The following is a 15,268-nucleotide window of genomic DNA, read 5'->3' on the forward strand; positions in this document are numbered from 1 at the left end:
CGCGTCCACTATGGGAAACGGACTCCACTTATAGCTTTTTGCTTATGCCGTCAGGCTTTGCCAAACCGTTGGATCAGTAGCCCATGTCAGCGCCAGCGGCCGGAGCGGCTGCCGGCGGTTCCGGCTTGTTGGCCACAACAGCCTCGGTGGTCAGGAACAGACCAGCGATGGAAGCTGCGTTCTGCAGTGCGGAACGGGTGACCTTGACCGGGTCGGTGACGCCGGCGGCCAGCAGGTCCTCATACTCATTGGTGGCTGCGTTCAGGCCCTGGCCGTCAGGCAGGGAACGAACCTTGTCGATCACCACGTCGCCGGACAGTCCAGCGTTTTCGGCGATCTGCTTGATCGGGGCTTCGATGGCGCGGAACACGATCGCGGCACCGGTTGCCTCGTCGCCTTCGAGCTTGACATCGCTCTCGGCCTTGGCTGCAGCCTGGACCAGAGCGACACCGCCGCCCGGCAGCAGGCCTTCTTCGATGGCGGCCTTGGCGTTGCGCACGGCATCTTCGATGCGGTGCTTGCGTTCCTTGGCCTCGACTTCGGTGGCAGCGCCAACCTTGATGACGGCAACGCCGCCAGCCAGCTTGGCCAGACGCTCCTGCAGCTTCTCACGATCGTAGTCTGAATCGGTGTTGGCGATTTCGGCACGGATCTGAGCCACGCGGGCAGCCACGTCTTCCTTGGAGCCGCCGCCGGCCACGATGGTGGTCTCGTCCTTGGAGACGATGACCTTCTTGGCGGTGCCGAGCACGGACATGTCGACGGAGTCGAGCTTGAGGCCGAGTTCGTCGGACACAACCTGGGCGCCGGTCAGGATGGCCATATCCTGCAGCATGGCCTTACGGCGATCGCCGAAGCCCGGAGCCTTGACGGCGCAGGACTTGAAGGTGCCGCGGATGTTGTTCAGAATCAAGGTCGGCAGAGCCTCGCCATCAACGTCTTCAGCGATGATCAGCAGCGGCTTGCCGGTCTTCATGACCAGCTCGGCGATGTGCACGACGTCCTGCTGAGAGCTCACCTTGCCGGAGGTCAGCAGGATGTACGGCTCTTCGAGCACTGCGGTCTGATCTTCGGCGTTGGTCACGAAGTACGGAGCGATATAGCCCTTGTCGAAACGCATGCCTTCGGTGAAGTCCAGATCCAGGCCGAAGCGGTTGTTGTCCTCAACGGTCACGACGCCGTCCTGGCCAACCTTGTCAAGAGCTTCGGCGATCTTCTCGCCGACTTCCGGATCGGCGGCGGAAATCGTTGCGGTAGCAGCGATCTGATCCTTGGTCTCAACGTCCTTGGCAGCTGCGATAAGCTCCTTGACGATGGCTTCGGAAGCCTTCTCGATACCACGACGCAAAGCGATCGGGTTGGAGCCGGCGGTGACGTTCTTCAGGCCTTCGTGCACCAGGGACTGGGCGAGCACGGTTGCGGTGGTGGTACCGTCGCCAGCGACGTCATCGGTCTTCTTGGCGACTTCCTTGACCAGTTCGGCGCCGATGCGCTCGTACGGGTCGTCCAGGTCGATTTCCTTGGCGATGGAGACACCATCGTTGGTGATGGTCGGAGCGCCGTAGGTCTTGTCGAGGACCACGTTGCGGCCCTTCGGACCGAGGGTGACCTTGACGGTATCAGCGAGCTTGTCGAGGCCCGCGAGCATTCCCTGACGAGCTTCGTCGTCGTATGCAATGATCTTTGCCATTGTTCCTCCACATATGGCTACACGGTATTATTCCCACCTTCGAAGCGAAGAACGCACCAGCCGTCAGCTGCCAGTTATCACTCTCGCTCCTCGAGTGCTAACTGGCAGATTAGCACTCTCAGGACGAGAGTGCCAAACTCCATGTCGCCAGTTGCGCTGTAAGCAAGAAGAATTGTTCGTCTAAATAAGCCATCAACGTTGGAATTCCAAGGAAAACAAAAAAGCCTTGTTCTTTGGGAAAAGAACAAGGCTTTTTTGTTTCGCTCACGGCGTTTTTCAGTCAAGCAACACCACAACGATTGGCGTGACGAGCCCATCGCTTTGCTGCACATTCGAAATTCCCAGCGTCTGTGCGACGTTTTCGGCGGTCGCCTTATCGGTCTCGTTCTGATACCAGACCACGGTCTGCGAAGGAACGTTTCCCGTCGGATTGCTGGCAGAAACACTGGTATACCCGGCTTGGGTCAGCACGTCGGCCTTGCTTTGCGCATAACCGGTGATATTCGTCGCGTTCACGACGCGAACCTCAGTACCCGTGTTCACAGCCTGCTGCGCAGTGGCGTTATCCGTCTGCTCGGCATTCTGGCCGGCATTCTGGTCGGCGTTCTGATCATTTTGCTGCGAGTCGGTCGGCGAATCGGCATTGGATGCGTCCGTCTTATTGCCGGAAGCGGAGTCGGATTGGGACTTGGACTTGCTCTCGCCGCTCTTGCTCTTTTCGGCACTTGAAGTAGTCGAACTCTCCTGCGACGACCACGGCATCTTCAGATTGTTGATCTCACCTGAATAAATGCTCCAGAACAGCAAACCAGCAAGCAGCGCCACAATGATGACAATGACGTACGGCATGGCCCGGGACGCCGCGGAACGCGCGCCACGGTGAACACCCATAGGTCCCGCCGGAGGATTGTCGTACACATCCTTCTCGTAGGAATCGTAGGTCTCCTTGTCCTGCTTAGCCATATTGCAAACCTCGTTTCTCACACACTTATCTGCCAAGTGTACCGACCACCTCAGTCAGAACACAATCGAGCCGCATTCCCACCCCTATTCCGAACGTTCGTGAAACCATCCCGTGAAAACCAAACCACCCCTGTCATCAGGACCGCAACACGTCGTACAGTAAGATGCATGACACAATCGAACATCAAGCCGTTGAAAGATCTCGTGGAGCCCGGATGGGCGAATGCCCTCGCCGAGGTCGAGCCACAGGTGCACCGCATGGGCGATTTCCTTCGAGGCGAAATCGCAGCCGGACGCCGGTATCTTCCCGCCAGCGCGAACATTCTGCGCGCCTTCACCATCCCATTCGACAGCATCAAGGTGCTTATCGTGGGCCAAGACCCCTACCCAACCCCCGGTCATCCGGTGGGACTGAGCTTCTGCGTGGCGCCCGATGTCCAGCCCATTCCTCGTAGTCTGACCAATATATACAAGGAGCTGACGGATGACCTCGGCGTACCCATGCCCACGAACGGCGATCTGACGCCTTGGACGAATCAAGGCGTTATGCTGCTCAACAGATGCCTGACCGTCGAAGCGGGCAAGCCCGGCAGCCATCAGGACAAGGGGTGGGAGATCGTTACCGACGCGGCGATCAAAGCGCTTAACAACCGCCGCAATCCCGATGGCAGCATCAAACCCTTGGTCGCCATCCTGTGGGGGCGCAAGGCGCAGACGCTGGGACCGCTGCTCACCAACGCATATATTATCGCCTCACCTCATCCGAGTCCTATGTCCGCGCGATACGGATTCTTCGGTTCAAAACCGTTCTCCCGCGCCAACCAAGCGCTCATCGCCGCAGGCGAGAAGCCTGTGGACTGGTCCCTCCCGTCAGCTTGACCCGTTACAGTAGCAACTATGGCTTTATTCCCTCCGAAGAATCCGGTACCGACACCAACCCCCGTTCCAATGCCGGCCGTCACCAAACCGAGCACGTTGCCCCCAGAGGACATCAACCGGGCGAAACAGCTCGGCACGTGCATCCGCGCACGCTTCGCGCAGACCCTAGTTGGACAGGACAACCTGCGTGAATCGCTGATCACCACGCTGGTGGCAGGCGGACATATTCTCATCGAATCCGTACCGGGTCTGGCCAAGACCACGGCCGCGCAGACGCTGGCGACTTCCGTGTCCGGATCGTTCAAGCGAGTGCAATGCACGCCTGATCTGATGCCATCCGATCTGGTGGGCACCCAGGTCTTCGATTTCGCGACGCAGAAGTTCTCCACGCAGATCGGCCCGATCCACGCCAACTTCGTGCTGCTCGACGAAATCAACCGTTCAAACGCAAAAACCCAATCGGCCATGCTTGAAGCCATGGCCGAAGGAGCCACCACCATCGGCGGCCAGTGCATCGCACTGCCGAAACCGTTCATGGTCATCGCTACACAGAATCCAATCGAGGAGGAAGGCACGTTCAACCTTCCTGAGGCGCAAATGGACCGTTTCATGATGAAAGCCGTCATGACGTATCCGACCGCGCAGGAGGAACAGCGCATGCTCACCATGCTCACCCACCGCGGCTCCGACACTTTTGATTCACGAACGCTCACCGGTGACGTCGTGTCCATCAGCGATGTCGAATTCCTGCGCGCCGCGGCCCGTCGCGTGCATGTGTCCGACGCAATCATGAAATACGCGGTCGATATCACTGCCACATCCCGAGGAGCCGGCACCAAGCCGGTGCAGGGATTGTCCACACTAGTGCGTCTCGGAGCCTCGCCACGCGCGTCCATCGCGCTGACTCGCATCGGACAGGCCAACGCGTTGATGCAAGGCCGCGACTATGTGATTCCGGAAGACGTCAAAGCCTTCACACATGAAGTGCTTCGCCACCGCATCCTGCTCACGTTCGAGGCCCTTGCCGACGGCGTCACCAGCGATCAGGTCGTGGACTCGATCGTTCAGGCGGTTCCCGTTCCATGATCGACGCAATTCGTTCCGAAGATCCGATCCGCAGTAAGATCGAAACCCTCGGAACCACGTTGAGCCTGCCGACTGTTCGCAAGGCGCTCGGTGTTCTTGAGGGTGCGCACGCATCAGACAAGCGTTTCGGCGCCGACGATGTCATGGATATCCGCATCTATGAGCCTGGAGACGAGGCAAAACGGATTGATTGGAAGACCAGCGCCCGTGTGGGCCGCCCCATGGTGGTGCAGCGCGAACGCCCATCCACTTCACGCGCCTGGCTTTTGCTCGATGTCGGACAGGAAATGACCGGTACCTGCGTTTCCGGCGAACAGGTTCATCAGGTCGCAGCCAACGCCCTATGCATGTTCGCGGCGCTCAGCCTGCGTCGTGGTGACGAAGTGTCCATAGTATTCGGCGATTCAGGCTCGATCACCCGTGTGCCATTCAATGGCGGACTTACGCAATTCGAACAGACGTTGGACAATGCGCTGCAGCGTGATTGGAACAAACCTCGCAATATCGACGCTTTGCTGGAGTACGCCCGTCGCATTCGCGACAGGGATGCGTTGGTGGTGATCGCCACCGATGAGCACGCACTTAAGGAACGTCACGTGGAGTCCATTTGCAGGATCGCAAGGACCCATCCGATGGTGCTCATCGATGTCGCAACCATTAATCCGTTCGACAATAGCCATGCGCGCGACGTATTCGACGCGGGCAGCGACCGCCGCATTCCGGCATTCCTGCGCACCGGCAAAACGGCGCAGGAGGTTCGCACGCATCGCGAATATCTGTCCGCGTCCATCAGACATGAGCTGAATCGTTGCGGTTCCACAGTGATCCGTGCCGATTCAAGCGAACGTATGTTCCGGGAATTCGTACGAATGGTATCCGCATCCCTATCTCGCTCCACACGCAATCAGCTCAAAGCACCGTCCTCACTCACCTTGGGAGGCAAAGCATGAATCACATCGCCTTGTCTCGCAACGATTTCGACACACTGGACCCGATTCATATCGAAACGGGGCTGGGCATCGTTGTCGCGGTATGCCTCATCCTTGCCGTGGCACTTGTCGTCTTGGTGGTATGGCTGTCGAAACCAACTCTCAAGCCAACGAAGAAAACCAATCGCGGACGTCACGACGCATCGACGGGCACGTCGATATGGCATGAACGCATCAACGATGTGGTGGACCGTCATGCCAACGGCGATCTCGGAAGAGAGGAAGCGTTCGCCCTGCTCGCATCGATCGCCAGAGATTTCGTCTCCACGGCCACCGGCAGCGACGTGCGCAATCAGACGCTCACCGATATTGAAGCGACACCTCGCACGACCGGCAACCAGCATGGGCTCACCCTGCTCAGGCAGACCATCGAGGCATTGTATCCGCCGGAATTCGCGGATGCCGAACGCAATCACACGGCCAGAGAGGCCACGGTTGAACAGGCTGGAGAGTGGGTTGCCAATCTTGTGGAAAGGTGGCGATGAATGGAATTGTCATGGCACTGGCCGTGGGTAGGCCTTGCAGGCCTGATTGCGTCATTGGCCGTCATCGCCATCATGGTATTGGCGTCCGCAAAACGCAGGCATAACGACTCAGGATCCGTGCGGACGTTCAGTTTGGATGACGATCTCAACACCGAAACCGCATCGAGATTATTTCGGCAGTGGCGCACCATGTCACGTGCCGCCGTCGTTCTGTTGGTGATGGCACTGGTGCTGGCGATAGCGCTGGTGGCACGCCCCAGCACCGTGGATGAGGGAGAGGAGCGTGCGAGCAGCCGCGACATCGTGCTGTGCTTGGACGTATCTGGTTCGGCGTTGCCATACGACCGCGAAGTGATCGATACCTACCGCACATTGGTGGACAATTTCAAGGGCGAGCGCATCGGATTGAGCATTTTCAATTCCACGTCACGTACCGTGTTTCCGTTGACCGACGATTACGAATTGGTGTCCGAACAGCTCGACAAGACCAGCACGATACTGAAAGGCGTCGAATCGCAGGATGATATCGACAAGATGAAAGACAGCGATTACCAAGCGATTTCCGACTGGCTGGAAGGTACGCAGAATCGTAAAGAGGCCACTTCCCTGATCGGCGACGGCGTGGTGAGTTGCGCAGCCATGCTGCCAGGTTTCGCCTACGGCAGTTCCAACGCCGAGACCGCATCCCGTCAACATGCCGCTTCCATTGTGCTCGCCACCGACAATGTCGTTTCCGGAGATCCGACATACACGCTTCAGGAGGCTCTTGACCTGACCAAACAGGCGGAAATCACCGTGGACGGACTGTTCTCCGGACCGCAGCAAAGCGAATCGGAACAGATGACCAAACAGTTCGAATCCGAAATCGAATCGCATGGCGGCGTGTTTCTCACGCAATCGAACGGCGCTTCCGTGGCTGAGCTGGTCAAGCAAATCGAATCGCGGCGCAACCATGACAGCGCGGCAAGCAGCAAGGCCGCAATATCGGACGCACCGGGATGGTGGACGCTGGCATTGGCAGTGGCGATAGTGATTTGGCTGCTCTTGGCTTGGAGGTTGAGGCGATGACCAATCTGACGCTCTCCCCTGCTTTGGGATGGCCTTTAGGCACGGCGATCTGCGTGATCATGCTGGTTTGCGCAGTCGCGCAGATTGTGCTTCATATCCGTAGACGCAGCCAAAGCGATGAAACCGTCTGGGCTTGCGCAAGACGATCGATGATTTGTGCGCTGGTGGCCATCATGGCATTGACGCCAAGCATCGTCTCGTCCACGAACAGCCGTGCGATTAACACCACCGATGTGGTGGTGGCGGTGGATGTGACCGGTTCCATGGCGGTCGCGGACGCGCAGTATGGTTCCGACGAACAGCTCAGCCGCTTGGATGTTGCCAAGCAGGCGGTGAAGGATATTGCCGCCATGTATCCGAATTCCAGTTTCGCGGCATTGCGATTCGGCGCTTCGGGAACGTTGGATGTTCCGTTGACGCCTGATTCGAAGGCGATCGATAATTGGGCGGACACGCTTGCACCGGAATCGACTTCCATTTCGGCCGGTTCGACCTTGGATGTGCCGATTGACCAGTTGTTGCTCACATGCAAGTCGATTCACGATCAGCATCCCGATGATGCGATCGTGCTGTACCTGATTTCGGATGGCGAGCAGACCTCGTCGAAAACACGCCGAACGTTCTCATCGTTGCGACGCTACCTTTCCGATGCGTTCACCGTCGCCGTGGGCAGCGAGCAGGGAGGCAATATCCCCGTGACCGGCGATGGCGTGGAGGAAGGCGACACGCAATGGGTCACCGATCCGGAAACCGGCGAGCCTGGCGTGTCCCGTATGAATGCCGACGAAATGAACGCCATCGCCGACGAGCTCAGTGGAACCGCCATCCAGCTCAATGCCACGACGACCATGAGTGGCGGGGATTCCAAAGAGGCATCCAGCAAATGGCGTGTCACGCAGACATCCAAGCAACGCACAAGAACCGTCGCCATGGTCTGGCCGTTCGCCATTGCCGTAGCGCTGCTGCTGACGTTCGAGGCCGGGGCATGGATCACGCAATCAAGGAGGCTGCTGTGAGCACAACCGTTACAGCGCGTGCATCGCTGCCCGTTCGCATCGCCATCGCCGTCATCGCAGCCATATCGGTTATTGTGGGCGTGCTTGGCATAGTGAATCTCGCATCCGTCAGCAACTACAACCAGGCCACGGACAGTCTGAATGCGAATATCAAAGCCAGCCAACAGCAAGACGCCGATTTCGACAAATTGCAGACCCAACAGCAGCAGACCGACGCGCAATTCCGTGAAGCTGGCGCGGCCGGCATGTTGCTGCTGCCAAACGTACGCACATCCATCGAGCATAATGCCGAAGTTTCGGCAAAACTGACCGAATCCATACGCAAGAAAATCGAAGAGATGCAGCATGCCGACGGCACCGAGGCCGACACAGCCATCGAAGGTGGGCAATCCGTCACCGATGGAGGCCAAGGCAACGGAGGAACCTTGACTGACGAGCAGCGTCAGAAGGTGGAGGAGCTTCTGGCCCAGAACGCACAGTCCGCCCAATCCGATTCCGATGATTCCGGTTCGGCGGCCAAGCAGGATTCCAACCAAACATCTTCGCCCGCAAAACCCTGGTAAGGGGGCTTATTTCAGGAAGTTATCCACAGGCATGTCGGCGTGTTTTTGTTGATTTTTCAACGATGACACGCCGACATCGTGCTTTTCGCCCGTCCTCCGACCACAAGCCTTGTTCGCCGGCTTGGGCAACCGCCCGATGTGCTCCAATATAGCTATGAACGCATCAATCACCTATCCGTTTATTCCCGGACTGGGGTTCAACCTCATCAACACCTTGGCCTCAACGCCAGGCATGCCATGCCATTGCCGTGCTGGCGTGCGAACCACCCAACTGCTCGTCAATGCCAAGCTCACATCCATATCGAAACATCTTGACGATCTTGACGCCACGCTCGCATCCAGTTCATTGCCCGATTGGACAGGAACCGCCGCCGAATCATACCGCGCGCGGCTTGATGAGTTACGCAAGCAATCCCTGACGCTACGGGATTCGATCAACGCCACCTTGCGTCTCCTATGGGCAGTAGGTGCGGCATGAGCTGGGAAGTGACCGCCAAAGTCAGCGGCGGATGCAAATACTCCACGGAGGAAACCGAGGCATATATGCGCGCGGCAAAAGCCCTCAGCCATCAAGCCGACGCTCTGAACCGCGCCCATGATTCAGTCCGGGCATTGAGCCTTCAGCTTTCCTCCTACCCCTATGCGTCGTCGGCCATCGCCTCGCTGTCCGGATCAAGCCCCTATTGCAATGCCACGGATCACATCGAACTGCCATACGACCAGCTCGTCGAACAATGTGACGCCCATGCAAGCGCGCTGGGAGCCATGGCGGCAAGATTGTCTGAGCTATCGGCGCTGATCATTCGCGCGCAATCGTTATATTCCCAGGTCGACGACGCTGGCAGAAGAACACTGAACGAACTGCTGCAAGTGGCGATCACATCGTTCCCGAAGGAATCGATACTCGCCGGCGCAGCCATGTCCGCCTTGGGATATGTGATGGGATCCACCAATGAGGGCAAATCCAATCCCATATATCTGCTGGACTCGTTGGATTGGGCGCAGGAAGGCATCATGAGCGCGGCCGGCGCCGCGGTCAGCGGATACGGCAAGGCCAAAGGCCTGCTGCGTACCGATGAGGTCAACCATGCAGCCGGCACCATCTCCAAGGCATCGTCGCGCGGTTACAACCTGATCCAGGGCAACAATCTCACCGTCACCCAAGTCCATCCGAAAACCGAAGTGGTGCGTGAATCGCATAATGTCGGAGAGGCCATGGAGGATCTTCGACGTCTTGCCGAGGAACGTCTCGGCAAGACCGATCTCGACAGCGGACTTGACTACGGCACCATCGCCATCTCCAAATACCGTAAATCCGACGGAACCAACTCATGGCTCGTCACCATTCCAGGCACAGACGGCAAGCACGATTCTCCATTTGGGTGGCCGCAAAACGTCGAACTCATGAGTTCGGACAGCAAGCAACGCATGGAAGCGGACAGTGCGCGAATGGTGCAGGAAGCCATGAAACAGGCCGGCATCAAATCCAATGAGCCCGTCGCATTGATCGGACATTCGCAAGGTGGCATCGTTGCCGCCACCATCGCCTCGGACCTGAAAGACGATTATGACATCGAACATGTGGTTACCGCCGGGTCGCCCGTCGCCAATCATCCGATTCCGGAAAAAACATGGGTGACCAGCGTGGAAATGGACGACGAGCTCGTGGCGGCCCTCGATGGCGCCGCCAACCCCAGTTCCGACCATTGGCTGACCGTACGCGGCACCGCAAGCAAATCCAGCAGCAACCAGGAATCAACGTTCGCAGGCACTCCCGTCACAGACGCTCCAGACAACAAGGAAATCACGCATTGGCTCAAATATCACCAAGCCGCATACCAGAACGCAACGGACATGGGATCCACCGCAGTGAACACCCACGAACGGCATTTCGATGAGATCATCGACGGCGATCTGCAGGAAGTCATGTATTTCGAAGGGCGCATGAGCAAATGAAAAAACACTGCAGCCACGGCGCAACAAGAACGGTATCACGGCATACATCATGAAAGCCATCCACCGAGCGGACAGATACGCAACTCTCGTTTACGGCTGAACGTATGCTGTAGTCTATGAAGCTTACTGATATCTCCCCTGCAATCGCATTGACCCCTCTTGACGGCCGCTACCATCAGCAGACCGCTCCGCTTGTCGAATATTTGAGCGAACCTGCGTTGAACCGCGAGCGCATGCGCGTCGAAGTCGAATGGATGATTCTGCTGGCCAACGGTTTCGAGGGCAACGGCAACCAGACCATCGTTCCCGGCGTCAAGCCGCTCACCGATGAGGAACAGGCGTTTCTGCGCGCCATTCCTGAGGAGTTCGGCGCCGAGGGTATCGCGCAACACGCCGCCCATGAGGCAAAGACCCATCATGATGTGAAGGCCGTGGAATACTACATCGACGACCAGCTCGACAAGGCCGCCGACGTGCTTGGCCACGACACCCAGCTGACCGGCCTGAAGACTTTGGTACATTTCGCATGCACGTCCGAAGACATCAACAACCTGTCCATCGCCCGCTGCGTGAAAAACGGCATCGAGAATGTGTGGCTGCCGGGCGCTCAGGCCATCGTCGACCATTTGGCTCAGAAGGCTGAGGAATACCGTGACAAGGCCATGCTGTCGTTAACGCACGGCCAGCCTGCTACACCGACCACGCTTGGCAAGGAACTCGCAGTGTACGTGTACCGTCTGAACCGCCAGCTGAACAAGGTCAGGGCTCAGGAATATCTCGGCAAGATCAATGGCGCTACCGGCACGTTCGGCGCGCATTTGGCCGCATGCCCGGATGTCGATTGGGTGGCCGTCTCCCGCGAATTCGTCACCAACCGCATGGGTCTGACGTGGAATCCGCTCACCACTCAGATCGAATCGCATGATTGGCAGGCCGAACTGTATGGCACCATCAGCCACACCAACCGCATTCTGCACAACCTGTGCGTGGATGTGTGGATGTACATCTCCCGTGGCGTGTTCGCCCAGGTTCCAGTCAAGGGTGCTACCGGATCCTCCACCATGCCGCACAAGGTCAATCCGATTCGTTTCGAAAACGCGGAAGCCAATCTGGAGATCTCCTGCTCGCTGCTCGACACGCTGTCCGCAACGCTGGTCGAATCCCGTTGGCAGCGCGATCTGACCGATTCCACCACGCAACGCAACATCGGCTCCGCGTTGGGCTACTCCGTGCTCGCGCTCAACAATCTGATGGGCGGTCTGAACTCCATCCATCCGAACGACATCGCCATCGAAGCCGAGCTGGACTCCAACTGGGAGGTGCTTGGCGAGCCGATCCAGACCGCCATGCGCGCCTGCGAACTTGCCGGCCTGCCGGGCATGGACAAGCCGTACGAGAAAGTCAAGGAGCTTATGCGCGGCCATGAGATCTCCAAGGAAGCCGTCGAGCAGTTCATCGATCAGCAGGCGTTCGATGACGCTACCACGGCTCGTCTGAAGGCGCTGACTCCGGCAACATATACCGGCGTCGCCAGCAAACTGGTAGATTTCGACCGCTGAACCGAAGCTGTCAAATAAGTACCAAAACCATACGCCCTGAGGGTGGCCGCGTATTTCGTAGCCACCCTCAGGGCGTATTATCGAATGCAGTGGGGCGATATGACCCACCTGAAGCCAATCTCACGTATGGAGCAAGTCAACAGTGTCTCACTCCCCTGCAGTCAATAAGCCCGCCCCGCATATCGACGATGTGCCGCCGAAGCGCAGTCGTGATTTCGCCGATCTGACGCACGCATTCTTCGCCTTGGTGCTCGGCATAGGCGTGATTCTGTTCTCCGTGTACTTGCATGGCACCGCGTCCGGCGTGGAATCCGACGTTCATTCCGCCGGCCGCGTGGTCAGCTGGCTGATGGATGTTCCCTCGGCATTATTGCAGCAGCTTGCCATCGTATGCATCACCGTCAGCGTGCTCATCCAGCTGCTTACTTCCAAAGAGTGGCTGCAAAGCGTGATTTCCGTGGTTTCCCTCATATTCGGATTCTTTGCGGTGTGGGGCATATCCGCGCTGATCAGCAACTCCGGCAATACCATGCTGATCATTCCACTGCAATCCAACAGCACATCCGTAGGCACTGGACTGCTCCCCGATTTTTATGCCGCCATGGCATCGTTCCTCACCGTCTCCGGCCCTCGGCGTATCCGCTCATGCACCAAATGGGGCTGGAACGTGCTGTATGCAGTGGCAGTGCTGATGGTCGTGCTTTCATGGAATTCACTGGCTGGCGTCATCGCATCCTACGCCATAGGCCGTGTTATCGGCATGCTGATCCGTTTCGCCATAGGCACGCAGAACAATGGCGCGTGGGGATCACAAATCGCGCAATCATTGCGTTCCATCGGTATTGACACATCATTGCTCACCCGCCGAGTCGCCCCCTACGTCGATTCGGGAGTATTGAAGGCCACGCTGGATGACGATCTGACCGAAAATTCCCGTATTTACGATGTTGTCGACTATGACGGCAAGCAATACACCGTTTCCGTACTCGACAATCAAGTGCATGCGGCCGGATATCTCAACCAAGTATGGCAGTGGCTTCGCCTGACCGGTGTTTCCATGCGTCGCGACCGTTCCTCGGTTGACGCCATGCACCATCATTACGCCATGATTCTCGGCCTGTCCAATGCCGGTTTGGAAACTCCGCGCGTGTATGGTGTGGCCGATTATGGAGAATCCTCCATTCTGGTGTTCCACCGCAACCGCATGCCATTGGAATGCAACCAAAACACCATGTCCGACCATGATATGGAAGCGTTCATGGAATATCTCACCACAGCACACCATCATGGCTTCACCCATCGTCGCATCACTCCGGAAACCCTGTCCCGCATGGAAAACGGGCATCCGGTAATCGCAGGTTGGCATAATGGCGATTATGGCAGTTCCGCTCCGAACTTCGCACTCGACAAAGTACAGTTGCTGGTTCTTCTTGCCACACTCAATGGCAATGATCGTGCGATCGCCTGCGCTCGCAGGACTTGGGGAGACGAGCAGCTGATCGATTTGGCACCCTTCATACAGAAGGCTGCCATTCCCGCTTCCACGCGCGCATTGCCTGGCTGGGACAAGCATGTGCTTACCGATTTACGTACGCGTATTTCGGCGCTCGCTCCGCAGGATGTCGCGGATTCCATGGAAAAAGTCACGCTTTCCCGGTTCAGTCTTCGCTCGTTCATTGCGATTGCGCTGCTGGTGGTCGCCGTATATGTGGTGTTCACCCAGATTCAGCCGGCCGAAATGATCAAGGCCGTCAGAGACGCCAATCTCGCCATGGCGTTGGTTTGCGTCGCGCTTGGCTTTGTGGCGTGGCTTGGTTCCGCTATCACCTTGGGTGTGTTCATGGATTCCGATAAACGCAACACGATCGGCTTGTATTGCTCTCAGATGGCGTCCGGTTTCACTGCGGTGTCCATGCCGGCCGGCGTCGGTCCAGCATTCGTCAACCTGCAGTTCCTTCGTAAAAGCGGCTATCGCAGTACGGCTGCGACCGCGGTTATGAGCGCGGTCTGGGCCGTACAGGGAGGCACTACCATCGTGTTGTTGCTGACGATTGGCCTATTCACCGGCCGCAACACATTGTCCGGCATGATTCCGACCAATACGCTGATCATGGTGATCGCCATCGTCGCGTTGGTTGTGTCGGCCGCCATGGCGATTCCTCCAGTGCGTCATTTGGTGACCGAGAAATACCTTCCAGTGGTCAAAGCATACGCGCGCAACCTGGTCAATGTGCTTGCACGGCCAAAGGAACTGGCCCTTGGCATTGCCGGCGCACTGGTGCTTAACCTTGCGACCGGACTGGGATTCTGGGCAGCATTGATGGCGTTTGGATACCACACGAATCCTGCGGAAACCACCTTCATTTTCCTGCTTGCCAACACTTTGGGCTCCGCGGTTCCCACTCCTGGCGGTCTGGGTGCCGTGGAGGCCGTGCTGTCGGTGGCGTTCACTGCCGTGGGCATCCCCTCCTCCATCGCGGTTTCCGCTACTCTTGTCTACCGAATCGCCTTCTACTGGTTGCGTATTCCGGTCGGTGCGTTGGCCATGAAATGGCTTGACATGCATAATTTGATCTGACAAACACCCCCGTACACTTTGTTTTCCCCCTGATTTTCAAAAAAGCGACCAAAACCCTTGTAAAATGCCATTTTCCTCATAAGAGTGCGCTAATATCATAGAGAACGTGGATGTTCGTAATCAGAATGTCCCCTGACCCAAGAAGGATGCTTTATGGCATACAACAAGTCTGATCTCGTCTCGAAGATCGCTCAGAAGTCCAACCTGACCAAGGCACAGGCTGAGGCAGCTGTGAACGCTTTCCAGGACGTGTTCGTCGAGGCGATGCAGTCCGGCGAAGGCCTGAAGCTGACCGGCCTGTTCTCCGCTGAGCGCGTCAAGCGCGCCGCCCGCACCGGACGCAACCCGCGCACCGGCGAGACCATCGAGATTCCGGCAACCTACGGCGTTCGCATCTCCGCCGGCTCCCTGCTGAAGAAGGCTGTCACCAAGTAAG

At 57.8% G+C, this 15,268-nt stretch carries 14 protein-coding genes; 12 read left to right on the forward strand and 2 right to left on the reverse strand.

Features of this window, described 5'->3' with window-relative positions:
* Nucleotides 1-73 precede the first annotated feature (73 nt).
* Together groL and KSY55_RS05110 are read right to left on the reverse strand one after the other, a co-directional pair.
* A complete protein-coding gene (groL, locus tag KSY55_RS05105; RefSeq protein WP_004223639.1) occupies nt 74-1,690 on the reverse strand; it encodes a chaperonin GroEL in 1,617 nt (538 codons plus the stop codon).
* 276 nt (nt 1,691-1,966) lie between these two features.
* The gene (locus KSY55_RS05110) at nt 1,967-2,653 is read right to left on the reverse strand and encodes a LytR C-terminal domain-containing protein (RefSeq protein ID WP_004219458.1); all 687 of its coding nucleotides are present in this window, start codon (nt 2,651-2,653) and stop codon (nt 1,967-1,969) included.
* A 168-nt stretch (nt 2,654-2,821) separates the two neighbouring features.
* On the opposite strand from KSY55_RS05110, the gene KSY55_RS05115 reads away from it, so the two are divergent.
* The 12 genes from KSY55_RS05115 (at nt 2,822) to KSY55_RS05170 (ending at nt 15,267) form a co-directional block, all read left to right on the forward strand.
* Entirely contained in the window at nt 2,822-3,532 is a 711-nt protein-coding gene (locus tag KSY55_RS05115; protein WP_004219460.1) for a uracil-DNA glycosylase, read from the forward strand.
* Nucleotides 3,533-3,550: 18 nt separating this feature from the next.
* Complete coding sequence (locus KSY55_RS05120; protein ID WP_022244914.1) at nt 3,551-4,618, forward strand: MoxR family ATPase; 1,068 nt, start codon at nt 3,551-3,553, stop codon at nt 4,616-4,618.
* Complete coding sequence (locus KSY55_RS05125; protein WP_217749585.1) at nt 4,615-5,568, forward strand: DUF58 domain-containing protein; 954 nt, start codon at nt 4,615-4,617, stop codon at nt 5,566-5,568. The genes KSY55_RS05120 and KSY55_RS05125 overlap by 4 nt, the downstream gene beginning before the upstream one ends.
* The gene (locus tag KSY55_RS05130) at nt 5,565-6,092 is read left to right on the forward strand and encodes a hypothetical protein (RefSeq protein ID WP_004219465.1); all 528 of its coding nucleotides are present in this window, start codon (nt 5,565-5,567) and stop codon (nt 6,090-6,092) included. Before KSY55_RS05125 ends, KSY55_RS05130 begins: the two co-directional genes overlap by 4 nt.
* Nucleotides 6,093-7,160: a VWA domain-containing protein gene (locus KSY55_RS05135; RefSeq protein ID WP_217749586.1), complete on the forward strand. Its 1,068-nt coding sequence runs from the start codon at nt 6,093-6,095 to the stop codon at nt 7,158-7,160.
* Nucleotides 7,157-8,176: a VWA domain-containing protein gene (locus tag KSY55_RS05140; RefSeq protein WP_004219468.1), complete on the forward strand. Its 1,020-nt coding sequence runs from the start codon at nt 7,157-7,159 to the stop codon at nt 8,174-8,176. The genes KSY55_RS05135 and KSY55_RS05140 overlap by 4 nt, the downstream gene beginning before the upstream one ends.
* Complete coding sequence (locus KSY55_RS05145) at nt 8,173-8,739, forward strand: DUF6466 family protein (RefSeq protein ID WP_226559783.1); 567 nt, start codon at nt 8,173-8,175, stop codon at nt 8,737-8,739. Before KSY55_RS05140 ends, KSY55_RS05145 begins: the two co-directional genes overlap by 4 nt.
* Before the next feature lie 154 nt (nt 8,740-8,893).
* Nucleotides 8,894-9,217, forward strand: a complete 324-nt coding sequence (locus tag KSY55_RS05150) for a hypothetical protein (protein WP_004219474.1) — start codon at nt 8,894-8,896, stop codon at nt 9,215-9,217.
* Nucleotides 9,214-10,695, forward strand: coding sequence for a triacylglycerol lipase (locus KSY55_RS05155; RefSeq protein WP_004219480.1), 1,482 nt, complete (start codon nt 9,214-9,216; stop codon nt 10,693-10,695). The genes KSY55_RS05150 and KSY55_RS05155 overlap by 4 nt, the downstream gene beginning before the upstream one ends.
* Before the next feature lie 116 nt (nt 10,696-10,811).
* Nucleotides 10,812-12,254 carry an adenylosuccinate lyase gene (gene purB / locus KSY55_RS05160; protein ID WP_055063123.1) on the forward strand — a complete coding sequence of 481 codons (1,443 nt, stop codon included), beginning with the start codon at nt 10,812-10,814 and terminating at the stop codon, nt 12,252-12,254.
* A gap of 142 nt (nt 12,255-12,396) precedes the next feature.
* Nucleotides 12,397-14,832 (forward strand): lysylphosphatidylglycerol synthase transmembrane domain-containing protein, encoded by a 2,436-nt coding sequence (locus KSY55_RS05165; RefSeq protein ID WP_022244918.1) that lies wholly within the window; start codon nt 12,397-12,399, stop codon nt 14,830-14,832.
* A gap of 153 nt (nt 14,833-14,985) precedes the next feature.
* Nucleotides 14,986-15,267, forward strand: coding sequence for an HU family DNA-binding protein (locus tag KSY55_RS05170; protein ID WP_003808664.1), 282 nt, complete (start codon nt 14,986-14,988; stop codon nt 15,265-15,267).
* The last annotated feature ends 1 nt before the right edge of the window (nt 15,268 follow it).

Origin of the sequence: Bifidobacterium sp. MSK.13.1, from assembly GCF_019131435.1 — a bacterium.
Lineage (GTDB): Bacteria > Actinomycetota > Actinomycetes > Actinomycetales > Bifidobacteriaceae > Bifidobacterium > Bifidobacterium pseudocatenulatum.

Excerpts from the sequence above, each read along its gene's own strand:
- KSY55_RS05110 (WP_004219458.1), bottom strand. The coding sequence starts at position 2,653 with ATGGCTAAGCAGGACAAGGAGACCTACGATTCCTACGAGAAGGATGTG.
- KSY55_RS05115 (WP_004219460.1), top strand. The coding sequence starts at position 2,822 with ATGACACAATCGAACATCAAGCCGTTGAAAGATCTCGTGGAGCCCGGA.
- KSY55_RS05150 (WP_004219474.1), top strand. The coding sequence starts at position 8,894 with ATGAACGCATCAATCACCTATCCGTTTATTCCCGGACTGGGGTTCAAC.
- KSY55_RS05170 (WP_003808664.1), top strand. The coding sequence starts at position 14,986 with ATGGCATACAACAAGTCTGATCTCGTCTCGAAGATCGCTCAGAAGTCC.
- purB (WP_055063123.1), top strand. The coding sequence starts at position 10,812 with ATGAAGCTTACTGATATCTCCCCTGCAATCGCATTGACCCCTCTTGAC.
- KSY55_RS05140 (WP_004219468.1), top strand. The coding sequence starts at position 7,157 with ATGACCAATCTGACGCTCTCCCCTGCTTTGGGATGGCCTTTAGGCACG.
- KSY55_RS05135 (WP_217749586.1), top strand. The coding sequence starts at position 6,093 with ATGGAATTGTCATGGCACTGGCCGTGGGTAGGCCTTGCAGGCCTGATT.
- KSY55_RS05155 (WP_004219480.1), top strand. The coding sequence starts at position 9,214 with ATGAGCTGGGAAGTGACCGCCAAAGTCAGCGGCGGATGCAAATACTCC.
- groL (WP_004223639.1), bottom strand. The coding sequence starts at position 1,690 with ATGGCAAAGATCATTGCATACGACGACGAAGCTCGTCAGGGAATGCTC.
- KSY55_RS05120 (WP_022244914.1), top strand. The coding sequence starts at position 3,551 with ATGGCTTTATTCCCTCCGAAGAATCCGGTACCGACACCAACCCCCGTT.
- KSY55_RS05125 (WP_217749585.1), top strand. The coding sequence starts at position 4,615 with ATGATCGACGCAATTCGTTCCGAAGATCCGATCCGCAGTAAGATCGAA.
- KSY55_RS05130 (WP_004219465.1), top strand. The coding sequence starts at position 5,565 with ATGAATCACATCGCCTTGTCTCGCAACGATTTCGACACACTGGACCCG.